The organism is Tenacibaculum aestuarii (assembly GCF_964510395.1).
Taxonomy (GTDB): Bacteria; Bacteroidota; Bacteroidia; order Flavobacteriales; family Flavobacteriaceae; genus Polaribacter; species Polaribacter aestuarii.
Genome location: NZ_CAZEFY010000003.1, coordinates 1,294,898 through 1,321,071 on the forward strand (window position 1 = coordinate 1,294,898; position 26,174 = coordinate 1,321,071).

Here is a 26,174-nt window from a genome sequence, read left to right on the forward strand (position 1 = left end):
AAATATTATGGTAAAAGAACACTGCTCACTACGTGAACCACCCCATTTGTTCCTTGTACATCGGTTAAAGATATTGTTACTGATTGCCCCGAAGTTGTTTCTAGCTTAGCTCCGTTAGTCAAATCAACAGTCACTATGCTTCCATCAAACATTGTGATTTCCTGATTATCGGTTAATTCATCTGATTGTACATTTCCTCCTACAAAAACATGGTATTTTAAAACTGCTTCTATTGTTGCTATTGGAATATCAGCTAGTGAATTCCAAGAATCATTACTATCTAACAATTCTTGAAAAGCATCATTTGTAGGAGCGAATATTGTATAAGATCCTTCTTGACTTAATAAAGAAACAAAATCCGTAGTATGACGATCATCTGTTAATGCTGCTACTAAAGAAGTAAAACCACTATTATTTAATGCTAAAGTCACTAGATTAGGAGGTAACATAACCTTATCAATTGTATGAATAACCCCATTAGAAGCCATAATATCTGTAGTAATCGGTTTTGAATCCCCATTAAATTCTACAGCTCCATCAACTTCCACTTGCAATGACAACATCTCATCGTTTGGACCTGTAGACAACGTATTTACATACGTATTGGATAAATCAGCTGCTTTTACTTCTCCACTTATCACATGAAACAACAACACTGATTTTAATGTTTCTACCGGAATATCATCTAAAGAACTCCATGAGTCATTACTATCTAACAACGCTTGAAATGCTGCGTTTGTAGGTGCAAAAACCGTAAAAGATCCTTCGGCTTGTAAAGCAGATACTAAATCAGCCTTTTGTAAAGCAGATACTAGAATACTTAGATTAGAATCTGCAAGCGCAATATCAACTATAGACTTTGGTTTTTCTACAACCGGATCATAGTCATCACTACATGACGTTAACATACCAAAACTTAAAAACAAACCTAAAAACAACAATGAAGTTAAATTCTTAATTTTCATAATTACACACTTTAAATTAATGCTTACTCTTTTTACTTTTTATAGTCTATTTTTCAGCTTCGATAGACTTTGTTTATTTTTTTAAAAAAATAGTTAAACAAAATAAGTTTAACTAAAAAAATATGCCTTGAAAACCAAAACATTATCCAAAATTACATTTTTTGTTTAATAAAAACAAAAAATAAATAAACAAAAACTGATTGGTTAAAATTTTTTAATATTTATTTAAGAACTCTTTTAAAGAAGGATGAACTGATATTTTTGCTTTAAAACCAACATTATCAACAGCCATAGCTTTATTCCCTATTGCTATTAACTCATGTTCTGTGTTCATAAGCACTCTTTCAATTTCTGAAAAATATTCTTGCACCTTATCATCATAGGGTTGGACTGTCATAGAAGTAACAAAACAAATTTTTGTTTTACTTTTAAAAAAATAATCTAAATTATCTAAAGGCAAACTCTGCCCTAAGTAAATTGTATTATACCCCCTTAATATAAGTTCATAATTTAGATACATTAAACCTAATTCGTGCACTTCATTTTCTGGCAAGAACAACACATAAGTAACTTCTGAATTGTTATTAGAATACTCTAACTTCTCTATATTGATTTGTATTTTTTGAACAATTAAGTTTGAAATAAAATGCTCATGCGCCGGCAATAAAGTGTCAGTTTGCCACAAGAGCCCTATATGATTTAGAAAAGGGACAAAAACATCTTTAAAAATCTCTCTAAATGTTTTTCTTTTCAACAAACTATTGTAAGTATTATTAAACAATGTTTTATCGAACTGAAACATTGCCATTTTAAAAGAATTTATAGCTTCATCATTTACCGCCATTTTAAAAGCCAACTCTCTAGCCTTTAACACAATAGTATTATCAGACATTTCTGCTATCTTAGAAATTTTGATATTGTTTTGATTCAACAAAACAACATTTAAAAGTTTCTGTAAATTCTCAGAAGAATAGTAACGAATATTAGTATCTGTTCTTTCAGGCGACAACAAATTATAGCGCTTCTCCCAAATACGGATTGTATGCGCTTTGATACCTGAAATATTTTCTAGATCTTTAATCGTAAATGTCGACTTAATATTGTTCAATACTTTTTGCTTTCTATTAAACAAATATACAAATTTCTTTAAATTAAAAATCAATCCTCTACTTCTGAGCTATATTATCACTATTTTTGATTAGATTTTTCACATTTTACCTATGATTTTTCAAACTCATATTCCTTTAAAGAAACAAAAACACCATTTAATTAATTACAATTCTAAACTGTTATTGTTAGGGTCTTGTTTTTCTGAAAACATTGGTAATAAATTGTCGTATTACAAGTTTCAAACACAACAAAACCCTTTCGGGATTTTATTTCATCCCAAAGCCATTGAAACCTTCATTACAAAAGTCATCAACGAAGAGAAGTATACCGAAAACAATGTCTTTTTTCACAATGAACGCTGGCACTGTTTTGATGCACATTCGGTAGTGAGTTCGACCTCAAAAGAGGAATTATTAAATACTCTTAATACCAATATCAACTCTACGTTCCAGCAATTAAAAAATACTTCTCACGTAATTATTACATTAGGAACTGCTTGGGTATATCGTGAAATAGCTACAGATGCATTGGTTGCAAACTGCCATAAAATTCCGCAGAAAAAATTTTTAAAAGAATTATTAACTATTGAAGAAGTTTTAGAAAGTTTGGAAGCGATTAATTCTTTAGTCAAATCTATAAATCCAGAAACAACAATTATTTATACAGTTTCACCCGTTCGTCATATTAAAGACGGATTTATAGAAAACCAACGTAGTAAAGCGCATTTACTTTCGGCTATTCATCAAACTGTTGAACCTAGAAATAATACTTACTATTTTCCCTCGTATGAAATTATGATGGATGAATTGCGTGATTATCGTTTTTATGCTGAAGATATGATTCACCCAAACCAAACAGCAATCGATTATATTTGGGAAAAATTCTCAGAAGTTTGGTTTAGCGAGGAAGCTATAGAAACTATGAAAGAAGTTGAAACTATTCAAAAAGGATTAATGCACAAACCTTTCAATCCTAATTCTGAAGCGCATCAATTATTTTTAAAAAAAATACAACAAAAAAAGGAAACACTTTTACAAGCATTTCCTTTTATGAATTTTTAGTTCGTTTATTACTTACTCACTAAGTATTGATCTACATTTTGCCATGGACCACCGTTAATTACATCTACTCCATGATTTTGTAAAAACTGAGTTGCTTGTCCGCTTCTACCACCACTTCTACAAACTGCAATTACTGGTTTATTCCACGATTTAATTTCATCAACATTTAAAGGAATTGTTGCTAACACGATGTGTTTAGCTCCTTCACTATGCCCTTCATTCCATTCTGCTAAAGTTCTTACATCTAATACTACCGCTCCTTTAGCTAAATATTCCTGTATTTCGTTACTCATATCTTTCTTTCTAAATAAATTAAATAATCCCATGTTATGCTTCTTGGTAATTTTCCAACAAAAGTAAGCCGTTTTCAATTAACGTTGTGTAACTCTTGTTACTTTTCATCGATTCAAGGTAGTTACGTAACGTATCTTTTATTGAAAAATTATTCATTACGGCTAACTCCAACAATTCTAAAGGCAGTAACCAATCGTTTTTAAACTGAGAACTTACTTCATTGAAAATTCCCTGAACTTTCTCCTCAGAAACTGTGCCAGCCTCTCTCATCATTCTCACTTCATTATACAAACTATATAATTTTTTATCTGATTCTGAATACTGAATCTTATGAGTTTTTGTTTCTGACACTTTTCCTACATCACCAAATGAGTTTATATCTGCAGGTCCTGCAAAAGCAGAAACCACATCAACTCCAACCGCCATATCATACACTCCCCAATCTGGATGAAACAATATAGTATCACCATGAGTTACGGTACAGTCTTTAAAAGATATCAATAAAATTCTACCTCGTAAATCTCTTGTTCCTGTAATTACTTCTCCCTCTACTTTTATTCCTCCTTCAAACTCTAAAGCAACCTGCTCTCCTTCATAAATGCCATAAGCTTTCAAATCACGAGGACTCATATTTTCTATCGGAATATTAATTCCTTTTAGCTTCCCTATCGGACTTCCAAAACCTTCTGCATGGTAATTTGTTCCGTGACCTATCAACTCTTTATCTCTATTTGCTAACGCAGTAGGACCTGTTGTTTGTACATAAATGGCTTTATTATTCTCATCAGTTATTACATTGGTAAAAACCCCTGATACCTGAATCCCTGTACTTAACTCGATTGTTCCTAAATTTTTAGAATCAATTAGTTTTTCAATTCCTTTCAATCCTCCTGTTCGTATAGCCATTTTATTAGCAAATTGCTCTAATACTAAACTTAAATGAGCAAAATCTGGCGTTACAAATAATTGAGGTTGCGGCTTCGTGATATCAAAGCTTACATTAGCAGCATCTAAAGTATATGGAACTTTTTCTACCTCATCTTTCATACACCATTTACTCTCTCCTATTGAAGATAACAATCCTGCTCCATAAATTTTCGGATTTTCAAGAGTTCCGATCAACCCATACTCTACTGTCCACCAGTGAAGATTTCTAATCTGAGCCATTTCAGAAAGTTCTCCCATATTATCTTGCAACCACTCTACTTTCTCTTGCGCTTCATCAATCTCTTCTTGGGTAGAATTTGGATCCTCCTTTAGAATAGATAATAAACGAATAGCTTCGTACATTTCATAGTCTTTTGCTGATGAAATTGCCTTAGCTCCTATTTCACCAAAACGACGTAAATACTCTGCATATTCTGGATTTGCAATAATAGGTGCATGACCAGCTGCTTCGTGAATAATATCAGGTGCCGGTGTATATTCTATATGGTCAATCGTACGCATATCTGATGCGATCACCAGTACATTGTATGCTTGAAATTCCATAAAAGCATTTGGCGGAATAAATCCATCTACCGAAACTGCCGCCCAACCTATTTCTTTCAAAATACGGTTCATTCCTTCCATATGAGGAATTTTTTCAACTGAAATTCCTGTTTTTTTCAGTCCATCTATATACGAAGCATGCGCTACTTTACCAAGATAATCTACATTCATTCGCATTACATAACGCCATACGGCTTGGTTTTGCGCAGTATACTCGTCATACGGTTGTTTTACTACGAATTTATGTAAGTGCTTGGGTAGCTTTTTGGTAACTTCGTTTAATTCAAAATGAGGTTCCATAATGTTGTTTGTTTTGCCCTGTAAATTTAGGATTTTTATAGTTTACAAAAAATTGATATCCGTTAAATTCTAAATTTCTTATATTTACTTATGCACAGTGGTTCTAAAATAAAATTAGAACCTACTATATTTAACAGTTAAAACAATTTGCTATGGGTTTTGGAGGATCAGTATCAGCAATGATAACCAGTTTAAAAAACAACAAAAGAAAAAGAGTAAGTGCTTTTGAAAAGCTAGAACGACTTCAAAAAGAAAATAATGATACGCTGCACTTTAAAAAATCTGCTAGTAAAAAAGAGTTGACTCAATTAAAAAAACGAGTACTAAAAGAAAATAAAAGTCAGCTTATTAAGAACAGCATTCTATTCTTTTTAATCTTTATAATTTTAGTTTATACTACGTTTGTTTTTATGAATTCTTAAAATAATCCCCAAAAATCTTTCTTACTTTTGCAGTGTAACACACAACAAATGAACAAGAAAGTAATCCTTATGATTTTGGATGGTTGGGGAATTACCCAAGATCCAAAAGTTTCGGCCATATACAATGCTAAAACTCCTTTTATAAATTCTTTATACGATAAATTTCCGCATGCACAATTAAGAACTGATGGTGAGCATGTTGGTTTACCTGAAGGGCAAATGGGAAATTCGGAAGTAGGCCACATGAATTTGGGTGCTGGTAGAATTGTGTATCAGAATTTAGCTAAGATTAATAAAGCGGTAAAAGAAGGGACGCTTGCCAAAGAAGCCGAATTAGTAAATGCTTTTGAATATGCGAAAGCAAACAACAAAAACATTCACTTTTTAGGGTTGGTTTCTAACGGAGGAATCCACTCTCATATAGATCATTTAAAAGGGTTGCTAACAGCAGCAGATAACTATGGTTTAAAGAATGTGTATTTACATGCCTTTACTGACGGACGTGATTGCGACCCAAAATCAGGAAAATATTTTATTAACGATATTCAAGAGCACATGCAAGAAACCACAGGTGAGTTGGCAACAATCACTGGTCGTTACTATGCAATGGATCGCGATAATCGTTGGGAACGCGTACAGCTTGCTTACGATGCTTTAGTTAACGGAAAAGGCTCACTTTCTTCAGATGCTATAGCAAGTATTCAACAAAGTTATGACGCTAATGTTACCGATGAATTCATCAAACCAATCATTATGGTTGATGAAAACAATCAAGCAAAAACAACCATTAAAGAAGACGACGTTGTTATCTTCTTCAATTTTAGAACTGACCGAGGCCGTCAATTAACCGAAGCCTTAAGTCAGAAAGATTTTCCTGAATTTAACATGAAAAAATTACCATTGTATTTTGTTACCTTAACAAATTATGATGACACTTTTAAAAACATCCACGTTGTTTACGACGGAAAAAATATTGAAAACACATTAGGAGAAGTATTAGAATCAGCAGGAAAAACTCAAATTAGAATTGCTGAAACAGAAAAATATCCGCACGTAACTTTCTTTTTCTCTGGCGGAAGAGAAGAAGAGTTTAAAGGTGAAAAACGTTTGTTATGTCCATCACCAAAAGTAGCTACCTACGATTTACAACCAGAAATGAGTGCTTATGATATTCGTGATGCCATTGTTCCTGAATTACAAAAAGGCGATGTGGATTTTGTCTGTTTAAACTTTGCTAATGGTGACATGGTTGGACACACAGGTGTTTTTGATGCGGCTGTAAAAGCTTGCGAAGCTGTTGACGCATGTGTAAAAGATGTGGTAACTACAGCATTAGACAACGATTACACAACAATTTTAATTGCCGATCATGGAAACTGTGAAACGATGATTAATCCAGACGGAACACCACACACAGCGCACACTACCAATCCTGTTCCTATGATTTTAATTGACAAAGAATTAAAATCAATAAAAAGTGGTATTTTAGGCGATGTTGCTCCGACCATTTTACAACTTATGGGAGTAGCACAACCTAAAGAAATGACACAACATTCACTTATTTAAAATATATCTTATGAAATGAGCCATAACAAGAAGTTGACACCAACCGAAAAGATTATTGGCGAATTACATCTGACCTATAAAAAACAATAAAAATTAAACAGATGAAAAAAATCGTGTATTTGCTTATTACCGTTTTAGTAGTTTCGTGTGCTTCAGCACCTAAAAATCTTGCAACCAAAAACGAAAACGGAAATTTGGTAGGTATAGCTACCAAAAAAGACCTTCAGCAAGAACCTTACGGAAGTGAGTGGTTTAACGATTTTTATTCATATTACGAAACTAACAAAAATACAGTTGAACAACTAAAGCCATACTTGAAAGACATAAAAATTAAAGGTTTTATGGGAACTTGGTGTGGTGATAGCCAAAGAGATGTACCAAATTTTTATAAAATTTTAGATGAAGCTGATTTCAACTATAAAAACCTTGAGTTAGTTACAGTTAATCGTCAAAAGAAAGCAAACGGATTAGAAGAAGGATTCGATATTACTCATGTCCCAACATTTATATTTTATAAAGATGGGAAAGAAATTGGTCGTTTTGTAGAACATGCTTTAGATGACAGCACTGTGGAAGAAGATTTCTTAAAAATACTATCGGGTCAAGAATACAAGCATCCATATCAAAAATAACCGTAAATTTGCGCCTCAATATTTTTAACATGATTATTCAAAAAACTAGAGAAGAAATAGAATTAATGCGCGAAAGTGCTTTAGTGGTATCAAAAACCTTAGGTATGCTTGCTAAAGAAGTAAAACCTGGAGTTACTACATTATATCTTGATAAACTTGCCGAAGAATTTATTCGTGAGCAAGGTGCTATTCCTGGTTTTTTAGGCTTGTACGATTTCCCAAACACGCTTTGTATGAGTCCTAACTCTCAAGTAGTACACGGAATTCCAAACAACACACCATTACAAGAAGGTGATATTATTTCTATTGATTGTGGGGCTGTTAAAAATGATTTTTATGGAGATCACGCTTTCACGTTTGCTGTAGGTGAAGTATCTCCAGAAGTACAAAAATTATTAGACGTTACTAAAGAAAGTTTATACATAGGTATTCGTGAGTTTAAAGTAGGAAATCGTGTGGGTGATGTAGGGTTTGCAATTCAAAACTTTACCGAAAAACATGGCTATGGAGTTGTTCGCGAATTAGTAGGACACGGATTAGGTCGTAAAATGCACGAAGATCCTGAGATGCCTAACTACGGAAAAAGAGGTCGTGGTAAAAAATTTGTTGAAGGTATGGTAGTTGCTATTGAACCAATGACAAACTTAGGTACACAAAAAATTCGCCAACACAGTGACGGATGGACTATTACTACTTTAGATAACAAACCTTCTGCACACTTTGAGCACGATGTTGCCATTGTTGACGGAAAACCTGAGTTATTATCAACCTTTAAGTATATATACGATGCTTTAGGTATTGAAAGTAACGAAGAGGATGAATTCAGACAACAACCTTTAGTTATATAATGAAGGTAAGACACATACTAATTGTTTTAGTAATCTTATTTATCCATTCTATTTTCACCTCTTTATTCCAAATAATGCATTGGCCATATGCCTCAGAAATGTTTTTAATAGGGTTCCTTTTAAAATTAATTTTTGGCATAATGCTTCTTTGGAAACTAATAACCTCAAAAAAAATTAAAGAACTACTTAACTGGTAATAATTAAGTGAGCATTTTCAAAACGATACTAAACACCATCCCTAGACCAATTTTAATTAAAGCTAGTTATTTAGCTAGACCTGTAATTGCTTGGTGGTTAAAAGGAGATAATTTTACCGACCCTATTGATGGAAAATCGTTTCGTAAATTTTTACCTTATGGATATGGTGTACAACGAGAAAATGCACTTTCTCCCTCAACACTATCACTAGAAAGACACCGCTTACTGTGGCTTTTTTTACAACAAGAAAGCAACTTTTTTTCTTCAGAGAAAAAACTAAAAGTGCTGCATATTGCTCCTGAACAGTGTTTTTTAGATCTTTTCAGAAAACAACAAAATCTAGAATACATTACTTCCGATTTAGAATCACCCATTGCAGATGTAAAAGCAGATATTTGCGACCTTCCTTTTGAAGACAACTCTTTTGATGTAGTGTTTTGTAATCATGTGTTAGAACACATTCCAAATGACACCAAAGCTATACAGGAACTGTATCGAGTAATGAAAGTTGGTGGATTTGGTATTTTTCAAATTCCGCAGGATTTATCTAGAGAAACCACTTTTGAAGACGATTCAATAACTGACCCTAAAGAACGTGCAAAAATCTTCGGTCAATACGATCATGTACGTGTGTACGGACGTGATTATTTTGACAAACTACGTTCAATTGGATTCGCAGTTGACGAAATAGACTACACACAAAAAATCGCTCCAGAAAAACTAGAACGATTTGCATTAATGAAAGGCGAAATTTTGCCTGTATGTTATAAAAACTAATTAACAAATTCTGCTAGCTCATCTGTATCGCTATGATACAACAACACTACTTTTAATTCTGGATGTTCTTTGAGAAACTCTTTTGTTTTTTCTAGCCCCATAGCTAAAAAAGCAGTTGCATACGCATCTACATCTGCGCAATCTCCTTTTAAACGAACCGACACACTTAACAAATTGCTCTCTTCTGCTAATCCTGTTTTTGCATTTACCGTGTGTACTATTTTTTTCCCTTCAGCATTTACCTTATACTTTCTGTAATTACCCGAAGTTGCCATAGATTCATTATCTAGCTCAATTATTTTTTGAACAGAACGTGTTCCGTCAACATTTGGCTTTTCAATAGCCACTTTCCATAAATCGCCATGTTTTGTTCCTCTTGCCCTAATCTCACCTCCTATTTCCACTATATAATCATGAATGTTTTTCAATTCTAAAAACCTTCCAACAACATCTACTCCGTATCCTTTTGCAAAAGCATTCACATTAAACTCTATGCTTTCACTTTCTCTGTAAACCCTTCTATCTTTCAATGAAACTTTATCGAATCCAACATTCACCATTAAAGCTGCAATTTCTTCCGAAGTTAAATCTTTCTTTTCTTTTCCTGAACCGAATCCGTAAGCATCTATCAATCTACCAATCGTCGGATCAAAATACCCATCAGTCTCTTTGTATATTTTTTTAGCTTTTTCAAATACTTCAACAAACATATCATCAACCACTACCGTAGTATCTCCTTTATTAATTTTTGAAATATCAGAAGTAGGCATGTAGGTTGACAGTGATTTATTCACTAGATGAAACAAACTATCAATAGATTTTTGATAATTTTCACTGCTCATGTACGTTATATGATACGTGGTCCCAAAAACACCTCCTTCTAATTTAGTCTCCTCTATTTTTTTTTCTTCTTTACAAGATGTAAACAACAATAATGAAACTATTATAAGCGTTACTTTTTTGATCATGGTAAAAATTTTGCCACAAAATTAGTGCTTTCAATCTTCATAAAAGATTGTTAATTCTCTTTTTTGTGTCTTCATTTTTATAAATTTGCTCAACTATTAATTATTAATAATACATCTAAAACATAGAATCAAAATGAAAAAAGTATTCTTATTCCTTAGTGCCGCTCTTTTATTAGCATCGTGTGCTTCTACAAAAGAATTAGAGGCTGTTAAGGCTAAACATGAACAAACGAAAGAAGAATTATTAGCAGTAAAAGCTAACTTAACAAAGTGCTTGGTTGAAAAAGAAAATTGCGAAGAAAAAGCGTTCTCTTTAGAATCTAGAGTAACTGAGTTAAAGAAAGACAAAGAAAACACTTTACAACAAGTAGAAAACTTAACTGTATTAACACAAGGAGCTAATGACAACATTAAAGAAACCTTATCTCAGTTAAGCAAAAAAGACAAATACATCAATAAAATTAGAGAGGCTGCTTCTAAAAAAGACTCTTTAAATTTAGTAGTTGCATTCCACTTAAAAAGAGAATTACAAGATGGTATTGATGACGAAGATATTGAAGTAAATGTTGAAAAAACTGTAGTATTTATTTCTATTTCTGATAAATTATTATTCAAAAGTGGTAGCTATACAATTAACGACAAAGCTTCTAAAGTGTTAGAAAAAGTTGCAACTGTTGTAAATGGCCAACCTCAAATGGATGTAATGGTAGAAGGACATACTGATAACACTCCTGTTGCTGCTGGTTCTGCATTAAAAGACAACTGGGGATTAAGTGTTTTACGTTCTACTGCTATTGTTCGTGAATTACAAGGAAAGTATAATGTAGCTCCTGAAAGATTAATTGCTGCTGGTAGAAGTAGCTATGTTCCTTTAGTTGAAAACAACAGTCCTGACAATAAAGCTAAAAACAGACGTACAAAGATTATTATCTTACCAAGATTAAATCAATTCTTTGATTTATTAGATCAAAAAGTAGAATAGTCTTAAAAACATATTCATTAAAAACGTGCTTTTCGCACGTTTTTTTTATGAGTAAAACTCAACCTAGTAAAAAAAGAAAAAATTAAACTAACACGCTATTTGTCAATCAAATAATTAATTGTACATTTGCAGACCTTTTTAAAGGACAAAAAATTATTAATTATAAACAAAAACTAATCGTGTAATTATGAACACATTAAGTTACAAAACAGTATCGGCTAATAAGAACACTGTAAACAAAGAGTGGGTTTTAGTTGATGCGGACGGGCAAACATTAGGTCGTCTAGCTTCTAAAGTTGCAAAACTTATTAGAGGTAAGTACAAGCCAAATTATACTCCTCACGTAGATTGTGGAGACAACGTTGTAATCATCAACGCTGAAAAGATCAACTTAACTGGTAACAAGTGGGCTGATAAGTCTTACATCCGTCACACAGGATATCCAGGAGGTCAAAGATCATTAACTGCTACAGAAATGTTCGAAAAAGATCCTACAAGAATCATCGAAAAAGCAGTAAAAGGTATGTTACCTAAAAACAAATTAGGTAGTGCGTTATTCAGAAACTTATATGTTTACGCAGGAACAGAGCACGGTCAAGAGGCTCAAAAACCTAAAGCTATTAACCTTAACGATCTTAAATAATTATGGAAACTGTACACAAAATAGGTAGAAGAAAAACAGCTGTTGCTCGTGTTTATGTTTCTCAAGGAAGTGGAAACATCACTATCAACAAAAGAGAGTTTAAAAACTATTTCACTACACCAACTTTACAATACAAGGTTCAACAACCTTTAATGTTAACTGAAAACTTAGAGGCTTACGATATCAAAGTAAACGTTTACGGTGGTGGTGTTACTGGTCAAGCTGAAGCTATTCGTTTAGCAATTACCAGAGCATTAGTAGCTATTAACGAAGAAGACAAAGCAGTATTAAAACCAGAAGGATTATTAACTCGTGATCCAAGAATGGTTGAACGTAAGAAATTCGGTCAGAAGAAAGCACGTAAGAAATTCCAGTTCTCTAAACGTTAATCGTTTATTGGAACTGTTATTTATAAATCAATTTTTAACAGTTTAGTATCTAAATACTTCAGACTTAATAACTACTGAAGTATTGCGAAAACAGAACGTAAACACATTTATTAAAATGGCAAACATTCAAGAATTATTAGAAAGTGGTGTTCACTTTGGACACTTAACTAGAAAATGGAACCCAAACATGGCTCCATACATCTATACAGAGCGTAATGGTGTTCACATCATCGATTTGTATAAAACTTCAGCTAAAATTGACGAAGCTTCTGCTGCGTTACAAAAAATAGCTAACTCAGGACGTAAAATCTTATTCGTTGCTACTAAGAAGCAAGCTAAAGATATCGTTGCTGAAAAAGCGAAAGCTGTAAACATGCCTTACATCACTGAAAGATGGCCAGGTGGTATGTTAACTAACTTTGTTACTATCCGTAAAGCTGTAAAGAAAATGGCTTCTATTGATAGAATGAAAACTGATGGTTCTTTCGACGCTTTATCAAAAAGAGAAAAATTACAAATCAACCGTCAACGTGAAAAATTAGAAAAGAACTTAGGTTCAATTTCTGATATGACTCGTTTGCCAGGAGCTTTATTTGTAATTGACGTGAAGAAAGAGCACATTGCTGTTGCTGAAGCACAAAAATTAAACATCCCAATCTTTGCAATGGTTGATACAAACTCTGATCCAAGACCGATTGATTTTGTAATCCCTGCAAACGATGATGCTTCAAAATCTATCGATAAAGTATTATCGTATGTAACTGATGCAATCGCAGAAGGCTTAACTGAAAGAAAAGCTGACAAAGAAAAAGCTAAAGCTGATAAAACAGTTGACGCTCCAGCATCTGAAGAAGCATAATAATTTTAATTTAAAGGTTTCATTACATTGAAGCCTTTAAATTTTTATACCTTACAACAATTAATTACAATTAAAAAATAACGATAGAAATGTCAGTAAAAATTAGCGCTGCAGACGTAAAAAAATTAAGAGAAACTACCGGAGCTGGTATGATGGATTGTAAAAAAGCATTAGTAGAAGCAGAAGGTGACTTTGATAAAGCTATTGAAATTTTACGTAAAAAAGGACAAAAGATCGCTGCTAAAAGAGCAGATCGTGAGTCTACTGAAGGTGTAGCTATTACAAAAATTAGCGATGACAATACTTATGGAGTTGCTATCGTATTAGCATGTGAAACAGATTTCGTAGCTAAAAATGATTCTTTCAAAGAATTAGCTCAAGAATTTGTAGACATCGCTTTTAACTACAATACAAAAGAGGAGTTTTTAGCTGCTGATTTTGGTGGAGTTACTGTTGCTGAGAAATTAATCGAGCAAACAGGAGTTATCGGTGAAAAAATCGACATTACTTCTTTCGAAAAAATCGAAGCACCATACGTAGGAGCTTATACTCACGTTGGTAAAATTGCTGCAATGGTAGGTTTAACTGCTGCTGTAGATAACGCTGCTGAGTTAACTAAAGACTTAGCTATGCAAGCTGCTTCAATGGGAGCTGTTTCTTTATCTTACAAAGATTTCGACCCTGCTTATGTAGCTTCTGAAACTGAAGCTAGAATAGCTGCAATTATTAAAGATAACGAAGAGTTAGCTCGTTTAGGTAAAACTTTAAAGAACGTACCTCAATTCGTATCTAGATTACAATTAACTGATGAAGCTATGGCTGAAGCTGAAAAAGAAGCTAAAGAGCAATTAAAAGCTGAAGGTAAACCAGAGCAAATTTGGGACAAAATCTTACCAGGTAAAATGGAAAGATTTATCTCTGATAACACAACTTTAGATCAAGAACAATGTTTATTAGATCAAAAGTTCATCAAAGATGAAAAGAAAACTGTTGCAGAATATGTTTCTTCTTACGGTGACGTTGAAGTTAAAAACTTCGTAAGAGTTACTTTAGGATAATTCTCAACAACGATTTTATATAAAACCATCCATTTTTGGATGGTTTTTTTGTGCAACTAATTTAGATTCATTTTCAATTCAATTTTAAATACATTAGCGCTTCATCTAATAAAAAACAGCTATGACAAGAGAAGAACATTTAAAATTTTGTAAAATTTGCAACAATCAAAAATTTGATAGTCAAAAAGGAATTATTTGTGGACTAAGAAACTCTATTGCAGATTTTGAAGGGACTTGTGAATCATTCGACGAAAACACACAACTAAAAGAAAAGCTTATAGCAAAAAATAGTGAAAACGAATTAAGTAATCAAATTGCTAGTCAAGGTACACGCTTTGCCAATTATCTTCTTGATAAAATATTTATATTAATGATCAGCTTTTTCTTAGGCTTTGTGCTTACTCTTCTCCTTGCTATTATTTCTCCTGACTCTGTAGGATATTTTGAGCAAATGGGAAAACTGGAAGAATTTATATGGGGATTTATCATAGGAATGTTCTACTATTCTTTTTTTGAAGCTTTAACGGGTAGATCGATTGCTAAGTTTATAACAAGAACAAAAGTTGTAGATGAAAATGGTAACAAACCTACATTTGACGCAATTTTATTAAGATCATTATGCCGATACATTCCTTTTAATGCTTTCTCTTTTTTAGGATCTGATGCTGTTGGTTGGCATGATTCTTTTTCAAAAACTCGTGTCATTAAAATTATATAAAAGGAGCGGTACAATGCTTACCCTCTAACATTTTCCACATAAAACTCTCAAAAAATTTATGTAGCTTTGCACAACTTTCAACAAAACAAATGCAATACAAAAGAATCCTTTTAAAATTAAGTGGTGAAGCACTTATGGGAGAGCGCCAATACGGTATCGACCCAAAAAGACTTAAAGAATACGCACAAGAAATTAAAGAAGTAGTAGATAAAGGCGTTGAAGTAGCTATTGTTATAGGTGGTGGTAATATTTTTAGAGGTGTTGCTGGTGCTAGTAATGGTATGGATCGCGTTCAAGGAGATCATATGGGTATGTTAGCAACTTGTATTAATGGTTTAGCTTTACAAAGTGCTTTAGAAGATGAAGGTATTCATACCCGTTTACAAACCGCTATCGAAATTAAAGAAATTGCAGAGCCTTACATTAAACGTCGCGCAAACAGGCATTTAGAAAAAGGGCGTGTTGTTATTTTTGGTGGAGGAACTGGAAACCCTTACTTTACTACAGATACTGCTGCAGTTTTAAGAGCAATTGAAATTAATGCTGACGCTATTTTAAAAGGAACTAGAGTAGATGGTATTTACACTTCTGATCCTGAAAAAAACAAAGATGCAGTTAAATATGAAAACATTACCTTTAAAGACGTAATTGACAAAGGCTTAAAAGTAATGGACATGACAGCTTTTACATTAAGTGAAGAGAACAAATTACCTATTATTGTTTTTGATATGAACACAAAAGGAAACTTATTAAAGTTAATTTCTGGCGAAAATATTGGAACAATAGTTGATAACGAATAAACTGAAAAATTACCCTCATATTTTTTGAGGTTTTAAATACGAATAAAATGACTGAAGAAATTGATTTTATTTTAGATTCGGCCAAAGAGGCAATGAATGGTGCTATTGAGCATTTAGTAAAAGAATTGCGTAGTATTAGAGCTGGTAAAGCATCTCCAGCCATGTTAGCAAATGTACAGGTAGATTATTATGGATCTGCAACTCCATTAGGACAAGTTGCAAACGTAAATACACCTGACGCTAGAACAATTTCGATTCAACCTTGGGAAAAAAACATGTTGCAAGAAATAGAAAAAGCAATTATGCTTGCTAATCTTGGTTTTAACCCAATGAACAATGGAGAGAATATAATCATTAACGTTCCACCATTAACAGAAGAGCGTCGTAAAGATTTAGCTAAACAAGCTAAAGCTGAAGCTGAACATGCTAAAGTTGGAGTTCGTAATGCTCGTAAAGAAGCAAACAACGACATTAAAAAGTTAGAAGTTTCTGATGACATGAAAAAGAACGCTGAAGCTGATATCCAGAATTTAACAGACAGTTTTATAAAAGAAATCGACGAGAAATTTGTTGTTAAAGAAAAAGAAATTATGACCGTTTAATTTCTTTTTGAAAATAATAGAAAAAAGGGCGTTTTAAAACGCCCTTTTTTCGTTTAATTAGTTCATTTAGCATAAATTTGCTAAAATTTTTTTTGGATGACTTTTTGGACTAAAATCGCAGGATTCATATTGCGAAACCGTTACTTAGTTTTACTTTCTATTGCTCTTATAACTGGGTTCTTAGTCACCCAAACGAAATACATGCGCTTCTCTTATACAGAAGCCAATTTACTTCCTACCGATCACGAAGCAAATATTGAATATAATAAGTTTTTAGAAATTTTTGGTGAAGAAGGGAATCTAATAATCTTAGGGGTTAAGGATTCTACAATTTTTACTCCTGAAAAATTCAATGCTTGGAATAAACTTGTAAAGGATTTAGACAGTTTACCTCAAGTGGATTTCACAGTTTCTGTAGCTGATGTTCAACAATTAAAAGCAGATAGAAAACAACGTAAATTTGTTATTGAACCTTTATTTGATAAAGCTCCAACAACCAACGAAGAAGTTACAGAAATTAAAAACCAGCTTTTTGAGAAGCTTCCGTTTTACAATAATTTATTATACAACGACAAAGGTGTTTTGCAAACCGCTATATACCTAAATAAAGATATCGTTAACACACCTGTTCGTAAAGATTTTGTGATGGATCTTTTAATTCCAACAGTTGAATCTTTCGAAAAGAAACATAGTGTAGATGTTCGCATTTCTGGTATGCCCTATATACGAACTTTGAACTCTCAGAATATTACAGATGAAATGGGGATTTTTGTAATAGGTGCTTTACTTATCACTGCCATAATTTTCTTCTTTTTCTTCCGTTCGTTTAGAGCAACTTTCATCACCTTATTAGTTGTAGGTATTGGTGTTATTTGGGCTTTTGGTTTTATCGGTCTTTTAGGATATGAAATTACTGTATTATCTGCCTTAATTCCACCGTTAATTATTGTTATTGGTGTACCTAATGCGGTATTCCTCATCAATAAATACCAACAAGAAGTAAAAAAACACGGTAACCAAGCAAAGTCATTACAACGTGTTATTTCAAAAGTTGGAAATGCTACTTTGATGACTAACATTACCACTGCATCTGGTTTTGCGACCTTTATTTTTGTGAAGAGTCAATTGATGCGTGAATTCGGAATTTTAGCTTCAATAAATATCATAAGTATTTTTATTTTAGCTTTATTAATCATTCCTATTATATATAGTTTCATGCCGCTTCCTGAGCAAAAACATTTAAACCATTTAGAAAAAAAATGGATGGAAAATGTAGTAAACTGGATGGAAAATATGGTAAAAAAACAACGAATTGCTATTTATATTACCACAGTTTCTATCATCATCTTCAGTATGATTGGAATCTACATGATACGTGTATCTGGTAGTTTGATTGAAGACATGCCTAAAGGAAAACAATTCTATAAAGACATTAAGTTTTTCGAATCTGAATTTGGAGGGATCATGCCATTAGAAATTTTGATTGACACCAAAAAGGAAAAAGGTGTTATGAAACTTTCAACCCTAAAGAAGATGGAAAAGTTAAACGAAACCATCGAAACTTTCCCTGAGCTATCTAAACCTATTTCTGTAACCAACTTAGTAAAGTATTCTAAACAGGCTTACTATAACGGTAATCCTAAGTATTATCAATTACCAACAAGTCAAGAAAAGAGTTACATTTTTGCTTACACAAAAAATTCAGATAGTAATTCTGGAATGCTGAAGAATTTCGTAGACAGTACTGGGCGCTATGCTCGTATCACTACTTTCATGAAAGACATCGGTACTGATAAAATGGATGTTATTCAAGAGCGATTACAAGCTGTTATAAAAAAACAATTCCCTGATGAAAACTTCAATGTTTCACTAACTGGTAAAGCCTTAGTTTTCTTAAAAGGAACAAACTATTTAATTAAAAACTTAGTTATTTCATTATCGTTAGCTATCATATTAATCTCAATTTTTATGGCGTGGATGTTCCGTTCGCCTCAAATGATATTAATTTCATTAATACCTAACATGCTTCCGCTATTAATTACTGGTGGATTGATGGGCTTCTTAGACATTCCTATAAAACCATCAACAATTTTAGTATTTAGTATTGCTTTTGGTATTTCTGTAGACGATACAATTCACTTCTTAGCTAAATATCGACAGGAGTTATTAAGTAACAATTGGAAGATTAAACCCGCAGTATATTCTGCCTTACGAGAAACAGGTGTGAGTATGTTTTACACTTCAATTGTACTTTTCTTCGGATTCTTAGTGTTTACAGTTTCTAGTTTTGGAGGAACAATAGCATTGGGTGGGTTAGTATCGGTGACCTTATTATTAGCAATGGTTTCAAACTTATTATTGTTACCTTCTCTTCTTCTTTCTTTTGAAAAGAAAATAGCTAACAAAAAAGTTTTAAAAGAAACTAAGTTTAAAATTCTGCCTCCGAAAGAAGAAGATAAATAAACATCTAGCACATTCTTACCCTGTCTTCATTGCTCAATTAATAGCAAAAAAGTATCTTTGCTTGATTTTATTGAAGACTTAAACGTCGATGACGTAGGTAATTATAAAATACACAGTGAGGTGATTAAATTTCACTGTTGATACATCAACAAATTATCATATTTAAAACAGATGAAAAGAAGTAGCATTAAAGAATTATTACAATCTGACAAGATTTTACAAGAAGTACACGTAAAAGGATGGGTAAGAACTTTTAGAAGCAATCGTTTTATTGCTCTAAATGATGGTTCTACTATTAATAATATTCAGTGTGTTGTAGATTTTGAAAATGCTGACGAAACTTTATTAAAAAGAATAAATACAGGAGCTGCAGTAAGTATTCATGGTACATTAGCTGAAAGTCAAGGAAAAGGACAATCTGTAGAAATTCAGGTAACTAATTTAGAAATTTTAGGAGATTCTAATCCTGATGAGTATCCTATTCAACCTAAACAACATAGTTTTGAGTTCTTACGTGAAAATGCACATTTACGTGTAAGAACCAATACATTCAGTGCTGTAATGCGCTTACGTTCTGCATTATCGTTTGCTGTTCATCAATACTTTCAAAAAGAAGGTTTTTATTACGTAAACACACCAATCATTACAGGTTCGGATGCTGAAGGTGCTGGTGAAATGTTTAAGGTTACCAATTTTGAAGCAAACAAAGCTCCTTTAAACGAAGAAGGAAAAGTTGATTACACTAAAGACTTCTTCGGAAAAGAAACTAACTTAACGGTTTCTGGACAATTAGAAGCTGAAACCTATGCTATGGCATTAGGTAAAGTATATACATTTGGACCTACTTTTAGAGCTGAAAACTCAAACACTACACGTCACTTAGCTGAATTCTGGATGATTGAACCAGAGGTTGCGTTTAACGATTTAGATGCAAACATGGATTTGTCTGAAGACTTTATCAAGTATGTATTACAATACGTTTTAGATAACTGTCAAGATGATTTAGCCTTTTTAGATAGTCGTTTAGCACAAGAGGAGAAAAAGAAGCCTCAAGCTGAACGTAGTGAAATGGGCTTACTAGAAAAATTACGATTTGTAGTTGACAACAACTTTAAACGTGTTAGCTATACAGAAGCTATTGAAATTTTACGTAATTCTAAGCCAAATAAAAAGAAGAAATTCCAATTCCCAGTAAACGAATGGGGTGTGGATTTACAATCTGAACACGAGCGTTATTTAGTAGAAAAACACTTTAAATGTCCGGTAATCTTATTTGATTATCCAGCAAACATTAAAGCGTTCTACATGCGTTTGAATGAAGATGGAAAAACTGTTCGCGCAATGGATGTATTATTCCCTGGAATTGGTGAAATGGTAGGAGGATCGCAAAGAGAGGAGCGTTTAGAAGTTTTACAAGAAAAAATGGCTGCCTTAAATATTCCAGAAGAAGAATTATGGTGGTATTTAGATACTCGTAAATTCGGAACTGCTGTTCACTCTGGTTTTGGTTTAGGTTTTGAGCGTTTGGTATTATTTACTACAGGTATGAGTAACATTCGTGACGTTATACCTTTCCCAAGAACACCGCAAAACGCTGAGTTTTAAAAAAATCATAAAACTTATAAATAAGAATCGTCATTCCTCAGCGAATGGCGATTTTTTTTGTCCTATTTCATATCTTTGTATATATGCTAAAACAAAGTTTACATCAAAAATTACTTCAAAAATTATCTCCACAACAAATTCAGTTGATGAAGTTAATTCAATTGCCTACACAGGCTTTTGAAGAACGTTTGAAACAAGAAATTGAAGAAAATCCTGCTTTAGATACAGGTAAAGATGAACCAGAAAATTTTGAAGATACTTTAGCCAACGATATTGATTATGACGATTCGGGAAGTGAAAAGATTGATACCGATGATATTAATATTGATGAATATTTAAGCGACGACGAATATCCTAGTTATAAAACGCAAACGAATAACTATTCTTCAGATGATGAAGAAAAACAAATCCCATATGCAGCTGGCACTAGCTTTCACCAATCATTAAACAATCAATTAAACACCTTTAGAATTGATGATGATGAACGTGCTATTGCTGAATTTTTAGTGGGAAGCATAGACGATAGCGGCTATATTCGTAGAGATATAATCGATTTAGTTGATGATTTGGCTTTTACTCAAAACATTTTTACTACGGAAGAAAAAGTTAAGGATGTTTTAGTGAATGTTGTTCAAAAACTAGACCCTACAGGTGTTGGTGCTTTAGACTTAAAAGAATGTTTGATTATTCAATTAAAGTCGAAAACTGAAACTGAAAGCAGAGCTTTAGCAATTCGAATTTTAGAAGAATCTTTCGATCATTTCGTTAAAAAACACTATCAAAAATTATTAGAAAAATATAATATTTCTGAAGAACAGCTTAAAGATGTTATTCATGAAATAAGTAGATTGAATCCGAAACCTGGAAGCTCTTACGCAGGCAATAACAAAATTGCTGAGCAAATAGTTCCTGATTTTTCAATCAGAATTATAGATGGTAATTTAGATTTAACCTTGAACTCTCGTAACGCTCCAGAACTTCATGTTTCTAGAGAGTATAACAACATGTTAAAAGGGTATCAAGATTCTAAAGAAAAAACCAAATCACAAAAAGATGCAGTGCTTTTTATCAAGCAAAAGTTAGATGCTGCAAAGTGGTTTATTGATGCTATTAAACAGCGTCAACAAACACTGTTAGTAACGATGAATGCAATCATGCACCGTCAAGAAGAATATTTTTTAACAGGTGATGAACGCAAGCTAAAACCAATGATTTTAAAAGATATTGCTGATGAAATTAACATGGATGTATCTACGGTTTCTCGTGTTGCTAGCAGCAAGTATGTATCTACTCCATACGGAACTAAGTTAATCAAGGATTTCTTCTCAGAATCTATGAAAAACGATCAGGGGGAAGATGTTTCTACCAAAGAAATTAAAAAGATTTTAGAAACGGTTATAAGTGAAGAAGATAAGCGTAAGCCTTTAACAGACGAAAAGCTTTCTAAAATTTTAAAAGAGAAAGGATATCCTATTGCAAGAAGGACGGTAGCTAAGTACAGAGAGCAATTAGATATTCCTGTGGCTCGTTTACGTAAAGAAATTTAATGCGTTGGCATAAGTTCATATCAACCATTTTACACCCAATTGTAATGCCTACCATAGGTATTCTTTTGTACTTTATATTTTCACCTATAACACTCAATAAACAACAGCAATTTACAGTTGTTTCTGTGGTGTTTGTTGCTACTTATCTTATTCCACTTCTATTACTTGTATTTCTTAAATCGATAGGATATATAAAGTCATTTAGAGTACATAGTATAAGTGAACGAAAGTTACCTGTATTTTTAATGATGACTTTATTTATGTTCTTAGGGAAATTATTCGCGAATATGAGTATCGTTAAAGACCTAAGTTATTTATTTTACGGAACTGTTTTTGGACTTGGTTTTATTTACATACTATTTCCGTTTAAAATAAAAGGGAGTCTACATTTATTATCTATGGGGATAGCTGTCGGGTACTTTTTACTATTTAAACAATTACAAGCAGTGTATATACTTCCTATTGTAATTACTCTAATATTATTTTCAGGGCTATTAGCAAACTCTAGATTGCAATTAAAAGCTCACACAGTAAAAGAAGTGTATATTGGTTTTTTTATCGGCTTATTTAGCCCTTTTATAGCTTACTATATCTTATAACAAGTAAAAACTTAGCCCTAGTTTAACTATTCTACTATTAATAGATTCACCATTTAGTGTTGCGTTTTTAAACATAGGGGTTAGACCATAATACACATGAAAGTTGAAAGTACCATAACCAGCAGATAATGTTAAACCTGTTTGCCATTTATTGTAGTTTTCTACATCAGAAAAGCTAAAACTTTGGTCTATTATTTTATATCGAAATTCATTACTTAAATTATATGTAATTTTAACTCCTGCATATAATCTCCAAAAAGAATAAGTATTAACATCGGAAGAACGCCATCTAAACTGAATAGGCATTTCGATATTATGAAGTTTTATTTTATTTGAACTTAGGTTGGGATCAATTTCATAATCGCCATTATCGTCAATAACCTTTAGATCATGATCAAAAGAATCATAACTGTAACCTAGACCAATAGCAAAAGCATTTCTTCCATTTTTACTAATCGGTATGTCTCTCATATACCCTAAAGCTAAACCATATGAAAAACCTGTCTTCCCTAATTCTTTTGGTTGATTTTGTAGTAAATTATAAGTTATATCAATATATAACTGGTCTTCCAAGTATTTATCCCCTACTTGTAGAGAATCTCTTTGAGAAAAAACATTAAAAGAAAAGAATGTTACCAAAAATATAAATGCTGTGTACTTCATAATAATTATGTAACGATAAAGATAACTTTTTTGTATAAAAAAAGAGCAATCTATAGATTGCTCTTTTTTTGTTTATTTAAAAGTAATTATTACTTATTAATTACACTTCCTTTATGCGTAGATAAACTTAATTTAAGAGCATTAACATCTCTTAACTTTTCACGAATATCGGCTAATGTACCTACACTCGACTCTTTATCTGCTTTAATAGAAGTTGTCATAAATGGTACTTCTGCTTCAGAAACGTTATCTCTTTCAAGATAAATAAAAGAAGGTACATCATCTGGTGTAGCAATCTTATCGTTTAACTGAATTCTGTTGTATCCTGTACCATATTTAGCGTCTTTTGCTTTACCAACATAAATTGTACTCACTAAACTTTTACGTTCAAGCTTTTTCACTTCACTTGCACTAGGTAAACGTGGTGAATCAATTAATAAATCTGTTTCTCTCATGGTAGTAGTTACCATGAAGAAAAATAATAACATGAAAACAATATCTGGTAAAGACGCCGTAGATAAAGCAGGCATCCCTTTCTTCTTTTTTCTAAACTTAGACATACTCTTATATTGTTTTATTATTTAACATTAGTTGGATCAGTATCTGAAATAATTTGAGGATAACTCGCCTTAATATCTTCTACTTTCTTTCTTAAAGACTCATCTTTTCTTGCACTATCAATAAAAGCTTTTTCAAGTTCGTCAAAGCTCATACCATATTTCTCTTGGCATAATCTATTACGTAATTCAGTATATGCTCTTAATAATTCATTTTGAACAGCAACATAAGTACCGTATTCTGTACCTCTATCACTTTCAACAGAAATAATAGCCTTGTTAGGGTGATCTGATGATTCTGGATCTTTTGCTCCTTTACAGTAGTCACAAGCAGCTCCAGCTTCTTTCCCTGGCATTGGGTTACCAATACCTCCACCATTATCTATAAATTTAACAGCTGCATCTTTTAAGTCTTTTAACTCCATAACTTCATTCTCAACTAAAAGTTGGTTGTTACGGTTAATACTTACTTGAAAGATGTTTTTTTCTTTAACGATTGGTGGTTCAACTTCAGTTTTTTCAGCTAGTTTTTTAGGAATACCTGAATCCACATCCATCGTTGTTGTTACAAGGAAAAAGATAAGTAGCAAGAAGGCAATATCTGCCATCGAACCTGCATTAATTTCTGGGTTTTCTCTTCTTGCCATAATAATCTATGATTTAACTAATCCTTTTAATAAATCCCACACGAAGAAACCTCCTGCGATCACTATTAATATAACACTTAACCAAATACCTGTACTTGTATTCTTAGAAACACTACTTCCTGCTGCCGCAATTACTTTTTCGTTTGCGTCAATAACTTGTCCGTCTCCTGAAAGGATATAAGAAATTACTAATAAAACTCCCATTCCTAATAAACCTAACAATGCTTTTTTCAAAGCTGCTGGATTCTTAAACAAACTTAATATTGAAGCTAACACTGTAACTCCTGCTGTTAATCCTAATAATACTAAAGAATATGTAACTAAAGGAGATACAGCATCTGACATAGCCGCTTTATCGTCTTCATTTACTCCTAAAGTCGTTAAAAATAAAACAATTCCAACAAGAGAAAGTAATGCTACAACGATTGTTATTAATCTATTGTTCTTCATACTTCTATTATTTTTTATACTTTGCTAATAAATCGATTAAAGAGATAGAAGCATCTTCCATGTTGTTTACGATACTATCTACTTTAGAGATGATATAGTTATAGAAAATTTGTAAAATAATTGCTACTACTAAACCGAATACTGTTGTTAAAAGTGCTACTTTAATACCACCTGCTACTACTGCTGGAGAGATGTCGTTTGCTACTGCAATTGCATCAAAAGCTCCAATCATACCAATTACAGTTCCCATGAACCCTAACATCGGTGCTAAAGCGATAAATAATGAAATCCAAGAAATATTTTTCTCTAATAATCCCATTTGTACTCCACCATATCCTACTACAGCTTTCTCAGCAGCATCTAAACCTTCGTCAGCTCTTTCTAATCCTTGATAAAAGATAGAAGCAACAGGACCTTTAGTATTTCTACATACTTCTTTAGCAGCTTCTACTCCACCTGAACTTAAAGCCTCATCAACACTAGAAATTAATTTTTTAGTATTGGTTGTAGCCATATTTAAATAAATAATTCTTTCAATTGCGATAGCTAAACCTAAGATTAAAGCTACTAATACGATTCCCATAAAACCAGGACCACCTTCAATAAAATATCTTTTTAAAATTTGGTGGAAAGTTTCTGATCCTTCTGCCGCCGCTGCGTCTTGAGCATAAGTTGATTGAATAGCTCCTAAAAACATAAATCCTGCAATAGTTAGGATATTTACTACTTTTTTCATTTTGTTATAATTAATTTTAAATAGTTAACGGGTTAAAAATACAAATTTTACTGTGAAAAACTTATTTTTTTACAAATAAGTAATTCTTTCATTGTACTTATTACGTTTTTAAATTTTTCAGAGTGGCAAGTAACAAAAAAATGTTGGGAGATTAAAAAAAATCTCTAGCATTTATACTACCAACCTGTTTTTTAACGCTTTTCCTTAGTAATTCAAGGAGTTAC

At 32.5% G+C, this 26,174-nt stretch carries 28 protein-coding genes; 18 read left to right on the forward strand and 10 right to left on the reverse strand.

The window, feature by feature from the left end; genetic code table 11:
* Window positions 1–5 precede the first annotated feature (5 nt).
* Together ACKTSU_RS12240 and ACKTSU_RS12245 are read right to left on the reverse strand one after the other, a co-directional pair.
* Window positions 6–965 carry a fasciclin domain-containing protein gene (locus tag ACKTSU_RS12240; protein WP_408036711.1) on the reverse strand — a complete coding sequence of 320 codons (960 nt, stop codon included), beginning with the start codon at window positions 963–965 and terminating at the stop codon, window positions 6–8.
* A 214-nt stretch (window positions 966–1,179) separates the two neighbouring features.
* Window positions 1,180–2,073 (reverse strand): MerR family transcriptional regulator, encoded by an 894-nt coding sequence (locus tag ACKTSU_RS12245; RefSeq protein WP_408036712.1) that lies wholly within the window; start codon window positions 2,071–2,073, stop codon window positions 1,180–1,182.
* 112 nt (window positions 2,074–2,185) lie between these two features.
* Here ACKTSU_RS12245 and ACKTSU_RS12250 point away from each other — a divergent pair, with 112 nt between their 5' ends.
* The gene (locus ACKTSU_RS12250; protein WP_408036713.1) at window positions 2,186–3,136 is read left to right on the forward strand and encodes a GSCFA domain-containing protein; all 951 of its coding nucleotides are present in this window, start codon (window positions 2,186–2,188) and stop codon (window positions 3,134–3,136) included.
* A gap of 8 nt (window positions 3,137–3,144) precedes the next feature.
* On the opposite strand, the gene ACKTSU_RS12255 is transcribed toward ACKTSU_RS12250, so the two are convergent.
* The gene (locus ACKTSU_RS12255; protein ID WP_274633326.1) at window positions 3,145–3,429 is read right to left on the reverse strand and encodes a rhodanese-like domain-containing protein; all 285 of its coding nucleotides are present in this window, start codon (window positions 3,427–3,429) and stop codon (window positions 3,145–3,147) included.
* Window positions 3,430–3,463: 34 nt separating this feature from the next.
* Entirely contained in the window at window positions 3,464–5,221 is a 1,758-nt protein-coding gene (locus ACKTSU_RS12260; RefSeq protein WP_408036715.1) for an aromatic amino acid hydroxylase, read from the reverse strand.
* 152 nt (window positions 5,222–5,373) lie between these two features.
* Here ACKTSU_RS12260 and ACKTSU_RS12265 point away from each other — a divergent pair, with 152 nt between their 5' ends.
* The 5 genes from ACKTSU_RS12265 (at window position 5,374) to ACKTSU_RS12285 (ending at window position 9,664) form a co-directional block, all read left to right on the forward strand.
* Window positions 5,374–5,643 (forward strand): hypothetical protein, encoded by a 270-nt coding sequence (locus ACKTSU_RS12265; protein ID WP_408036717.1) that lies wholly within the window; start codon window positions 5,374–5,376, stop codon window positions 5,641–5,643.
* Window positions 5,644–5,691: 48 nt separating this feature from the next.
* Complete coding sequence (gene gpmI, locus ACKTSU_RS12270; protein ID WP_408036719.1) at window positions 5,692–7,209, forward strand: 2,3-bisphosphoglycerate-independent phosphoglycerate mutase; 1,518 nt, start codon at window positions 5,692–5,694, stop codon at window positions 7,207–7,209.
* Between the two features lie 101 nt (window positions 7,210–7,310).
* Window positions 7,311–7,841, forward strand: a complete 531-nt coding sequence (locus ACKTSU_RS12275; protein ID WP_408036721.1) for a thioredoxin family protein — start codon at window positions 7,311–7,313, stop codon at window positions 7,839–7,841.
* Between the two features lie 29 nt (window positions 7,842–7,870).
* Window positions 7,871–8,689, forward strand: coding sequence for a type I methionyl aminopeptidase (map, locus tag ACKTSU_RS12280; protein ID WP_408036723.1), 819 nt, complete (start codon window positions 7,871–7,873; stop codon window positions 8,687–8,689).
* A 204-nt stretch (window positions 8,690–8,893) separates the two neighbouring features.
* Window positions 8,894–9,664 carry a class I SAM-dependent methyltransferase gene (locus ACKTSU_RS12285; protein WP_408036725.1) on the forward strand — a complete coding sequence of 257 codons (771 nt, stop codon included), beginning with the start codon at window positions 8,894–8,896 and terminating at the stop codon, window positions 9,662–9,664.
* On the opposite strand, the gene ACKTSU_RS12290 is transcribed toward ACKTSU_RS12285, so the two are convergent.
* The gene (locus ACKTSU_RS12290) at window positions 9,661–10,632 is read right to left on the reverse strand and encodes an FAD:protein FMN transferase (protein ID WP_408036727.1); all 972 of its coding nucleotides are present in this window, start codon (window positions 10,630–10,632) and stop codon (window positions 9,661–9,663) included. The two genes, ACKTSU_RS12285 and ACKTSU_RS12290, sit on opposite strands and share 4 nt — an antisense overlap.
* A gap of 133 nt (window positions 10,633–10,765) precedes the next feature.
* Here ACKTSU_RS12290 and ACKTSU_RS12295 point away from each other — a divergent pair, with 133 nt between their 5' ends.
* The 12 genes from ACKTSU_RS12295 (at window position 10,766) to ACKTSU_RS12350 (ending at window position 22,897) form a co-directional block, all read left to right on the forward strand.
* Window positions 10,766–11,614, forward strand: coding sequence for an OmpA/MotB family protein (locus tag ACKTSU_RS12295; RefSeq protein ID WP_408036729.1), 849 nt, complete (start codon window positions 10,766–10,768; stop codon window positions 11,612–11,614).
* Window positions 11,615–11,801: 187 nt separating this feature from the next.
* A complete protein-coding gene (gene rplM / locus ACKTSU_RS12300) occupies window positions 11,802–12,257 on the forward strand; it encodes a 50S ribosomal protein L13 (protein WP_408036731.1) in 456 nt (151 codons plus the stop codon).
* Window positions 12,258–12,259: 2 nt separating this feature from the next.
* Entirely contained in the window at window positions 12,260–12,646 is a 387-nt protein-coding gene (rpsI, locus tag ACKTSU_RS12305) for a 30S ribosomal protein S9 (protein WP_408036733.1), read from the forward strand.
* Between the two features lie 115 nt (window positions 12,647–12,761).
* Window positions 12,762–13,505, forward strand: coding sequence for a 30S ribosomal protein S2 (gene rpsB / locus ACKTSU_RS12310; RefSeq protein WP_408036734.1), 744 nt, complete (start codon window positions 12,762–12,764; stop codon window positions 13,503–13,505).
* Window positions 13,506–13,594: 89 nt separating this feature from the next.
* On the forward strand, window positions 13,595–14,563 hold the full coding sequence (gene tsf / locus ACKTSU_RS12315) for a translation elongation factor Ts (protein ID WP_408036735.1): 969 nt from the start codon (window positions 13,595–13,597) through the stop codon (window positions 14,561–14,563).
* Between the two features lie 121 nt (window positions 14,564–14,684).
* A complete protein-coding gene (locus ACKTSU_RS12320) occupies window positions 14,685–15,281 on the forward strand; it encodes an RDD family protein (protein ID WP_408036736.1) in 597 nt (198 codons plus the stop codon).
* An 89-nt stretch (window positions 15,282–15,370) separates the two neighbouring features.
* A complete protein-coding gene (gene pyrH, locus ACKTSU_RS12325; RefSeq protein WP_408036737.1) occupies window positions 15,371–16,081 on the forward strand; it encodes a UMP kinase in 711 nt (236 codons plus the stop codon).
* A gap of 47 nt (window positions 16,082–16,128) precedes the next feature.
* A complete protein-coding gene (frr, locus tag ACKTSU_RS12330) occupies window positions 16,129–16,683 on the forward strand; it encodes a ribosome recycling factor (protein ID WP_408036738.1) in 555 nt (184 codons plus the stop codon).
* A gap of 96 nt (window positions 16,684–16,779) precedes the next feature.
* Window positions 16,780–19,146, forward strand: coding sequence for an efflux RND transporter permease subunit (locus ACKTSU_RS12335; RefSeq protein ID WP_408036739.1), 2,367 nt, complete (start codon window positions 16,780–16,782; stop codon window positions 19,144–19,146).
* A 171-nt stretch (window positions 19,147–19,317) separates the two neighbouring features.
* Window positions 19,318–20,751, forward strand: a complete 1,434-nt coding sequence (gene asnS / locus ACKTSU_RS12340) for an asparagine--tRNA ligase (protein ID WP_274633343.1) — start codon at window positions 19,318–19,320, stop codon at window positions 20,749–20,751.
* Window positions 20,752–20,834: 83 nt separating this feature from the next.
* A complete protein-coding gene (gene rpoN / locus ACKTSU_RS12345) occupies window positions 20,835–22,298 on the forward strand; it encodes an RNA polymerase factor sigma-54 (protein WP_274633344.1) in 1,464 nt (487 codons plus the stop codon).
* Window positions 22,298–22,897, forward strand: coding sequence for a hypothetical protein (locus tag ACKTSU_RS12350; protein ID WP_408036740.1), 600 nt, complete (start codon window positions 22,298–22,300; stop codon window positions 22,895–22,897). Before rpoN ends, ACKTSU_RS12350 begins: the two co-directional genes overlap by 1 nt.
* Here the strand turns inward: ACKTSU_RS12350 and ACKTSU_RS12355 are convergent.
* From ACKTSU_RS12355 to ACKTSU_RS12375, 5 genes are all read right to left on the reverse strand, one after another.
* Window positions 22,892–23,560: a porin family protein gene (locus ACKTSU_RS12355; RefSeq protein ID WP_408036741.1), complete on the reverse strand. Its 669-nt coding sequence runs from the start codon at window positions 23,558–23,560 to the stop codon at window positions 22,892–22,894. The genes ACKTSU_RS12350 and ACKTSU_RS12355 overlap by 6 nt on opposite strands.
* An 89-nt stretch (window positions 23,561–23,649) precedes the next feature.
* A complete protein-coding gene (locus ACKTSU_RS12360; RefSeq protein WP_028892288.1) occupies window positions 23,650–24,120 on the reverse strand; it encodes an ExbD/TolR family protein in 471 nt (156 codons plus the stop codon).
* A 17-nt stretch (window positions 24,121–24,137) separates the two neighbouring features.
* On the reverse strand, window positions 24,138–24,764 hold the full coding sequence (locus tag ACKTSU_RS12365) for an ExbD/TolR family protein (RefSeq protein WP_028892287.1): 627 nt from the start codon (window positions 24,762–24,764) through the stop codon (window positions 24,138–24,140).
* 6 nt (window positions 24,765–24,770) lie between these two features.
* The gene (locus tag ACKTSU_RS12370) at window positions 24,771–25,214 is read right to left on the reverse strand and encodes a hypothetical protein (protein WP_408036742.1); all 444 of its coding nucleotides are present in this window, start codon (window positions 25,212–25,214) and stop codon (window positions 24,771–24,773) included.
* Window positions 25,215–25,221: 7 nt separating this feature from the next.
* On the reverse strand, window positions 25,222–25,950 hold the full coding sequence (locus tag ACKTSU_RS12375; RefSeq protein WP_408036743.1) for a MotA/TolQ/ExbB proton channel family protein: 729 nt from the start codon (window positions 25,948–25,950) through the stop codon (window positions 25,222–25,224).
* Between the last annotated feature and the right edge of the window lie 224 nt (window positions 25,951–26,174).

Excerpts from the sequence above, each read along its gene's own strand:
- ACKTSU_RS12275 (WP_408036721.1), top strand. The coding sequence starts at position 7,311 with ATGAAAAAAATCGTGTATTTGCTTATTACCGTTTTAGTAGTTTCGTGT.
- ACKTSU_RS12370 (WP_408036742.1), bottom strand. The coding sequence starts at position 25,214 with ATGAAGAACAATAGATTAATAACAATCGTTGTAGCATTACTTTCTCTT.
- rpoN (WP_274633344.1), top strand. The coding sequence starts at position 20,835 with ATGCTAAAACAAAGTTTACATCAAAAATTACTTCAAAAATTATCTCCA.
- map (WP_408036723.1), top strand. The coding sequence starts at position 7,871 with ATGATTATTCAAAAAACTAGAGAAGAAATAGAATTAATGCGCGAAAGT.
- ACKTSU_RS12255 (WP_274633326.1), bottom strand. The coding sequence starts at position 3,429 with ATGAGTAACGAAATACAGGAATATTTAGCTAAAGGAGCGGTAGTATTA.
- ACKTSU_RS12350 (WP_408036740.1), top strand. The coding sequence starts at position 22,298 with ATGCGTTGGCATAAGTTCATATCAACCATTTTACACCCAATTGTAATG.
- frr (WP_408036738.1), top strand. The coding sequence starts at position 16,129 with ATGACTGAAGAAATTGATTTTATTTTAGATTCGGCCAAAGAGGCAATG.
- ACKTSU_RS12365 (WP_028892287.1), bottom strand. The coding sequence starts at position 24,764 with ATGGCAAGAAGAGAAAACCCAGAAATTAATGCAGGTTCGATGGCAGAT.
- tsf (WP_408036735.1), top strand. The coding sequence starts at position 13,595 with ATGTCAGTAAAAATTAGCGCTGCAGACGTAAAAAAATTAAGAGAAACT.
- asnS (WP_274633343.1), top strand. The coding sequence starts at position 19,318 with ATGAAAAGAAGTAGCATTAAAGAATTATTACAATCTGACAAGATTTTA.
- ACKTSU_RS12355 (WP_408036741.1), bottom strand. The coding sequence starts at position 23,560 with ATGAAGTACACAGCATTTATATTTTTGGTAACATTCTTTTCTTTTAAT.
- rplM (WP_408036731.1), top strand. The coding sequence starts at position 11,802 with ATGAACACATTAAGTTACAAAACAGTATCGGCTAATAAGAACACTGTA.
- ACKTSU_RS12260 (WP_408036715.1), bottom strand. The coding sequence starts at position 5,221 with ATGGAACCTCATTTTGAATTAAACGAAGTTACCAAAAAGCTACCCAAG.
- ACKTSU_RS12335 (WP_408036739.1), top strand. The coding sequence starts at position 16,780 with ATGACTTTTTGGACTAAAATCGCAGGATTCATATTGCGAAACCGTTAC.
- ACKTSU_RS12290 (WP_408036727.1), bottom strand. The coding sequence starts at position 10,632 with ATGATCAAAAAAGTAACGCTTATAATAGTTTCATTATTGTTGTTTACA.
- ACKTSU_RS12295 (WP_408036729.1), top strand. The coding sequence starts at position 10,766 with ATGAAAAAAGTATTCTTATTCCTTAGTGCCGCTCTTTTATTAGCATCG.
- ACKTSU_RS12360 (WP_028892288.1), bottom strand. The coding sequence starts at position 24,120 with ATGTCTAAGTTTAGAAAAAAGAAGAAAGGGATGCCTGCTTTATCTACG.
- rpsB (WP_408036734.1), top strand. The coding sequence starts at position 12,762 with ATGGCAAACATTCAAGAATTATTAGAAAGTGGTGTTCACTTTGGACAC.
- ACKTSU_RS12375 (WP_408036743.1), bottom strand. The coding sequence starts at position 25,950 with ATGAAAAAAGTAGTAAATATCCTAACTATTGCAGGATTTATGTTTTTA.
- ACKTSU_RS12320 (WP_408036736.1), top strand. The coding sequence starts at position 14,685 with ATGACAAGAGAAGAACATTTAAAATTTTGTAAAATTTGCAACAATCAA.
- gpmI (WP_408036719.1), top strand. The coding sequence starts at position 5,692 with ATGAACAAGAAAGTAATCCTTATGATTTTGGATGGTTGGGGAATTACC.
- ACKTSU_RS12265 (WP_408036717.1), top strand. The coding sequence starts at position 5,374 with ATGGGTTTTGGAGGATCAGTATCAGCAATGATAACCAGTTTAAAAAAC.
- ACKTSU_RS12240 (WP_408036711.1), bottom strand. The coding sequence starts at position 965 with ATGAAAATTAAGAATTTAACTTCATTGTTGTTTTTAGGTTTGTTTTTA.
- pyrH (WP_408036737.1), top strand. The coding sequence starts at position 15,371 with ATGCAATACAAAAGAATCCTTTTAAAATTAAGTGGTGAAGCACTTATG.
- ACKTSU_RS12250 (WP_408036713.1), top strand. The coding sequence starts at position 2,186 with ATGATTTTTCAAACTCATATTCCTTTAAAGAAACAAAAACACCATTTA.
- rpsI (WP_408036733.1), top strand. The coding sequence starts at position 12,260 with ATGGAAACTGTACACAAAATAGGTAGAAGAAAAACAGCTGTTGCTCGT.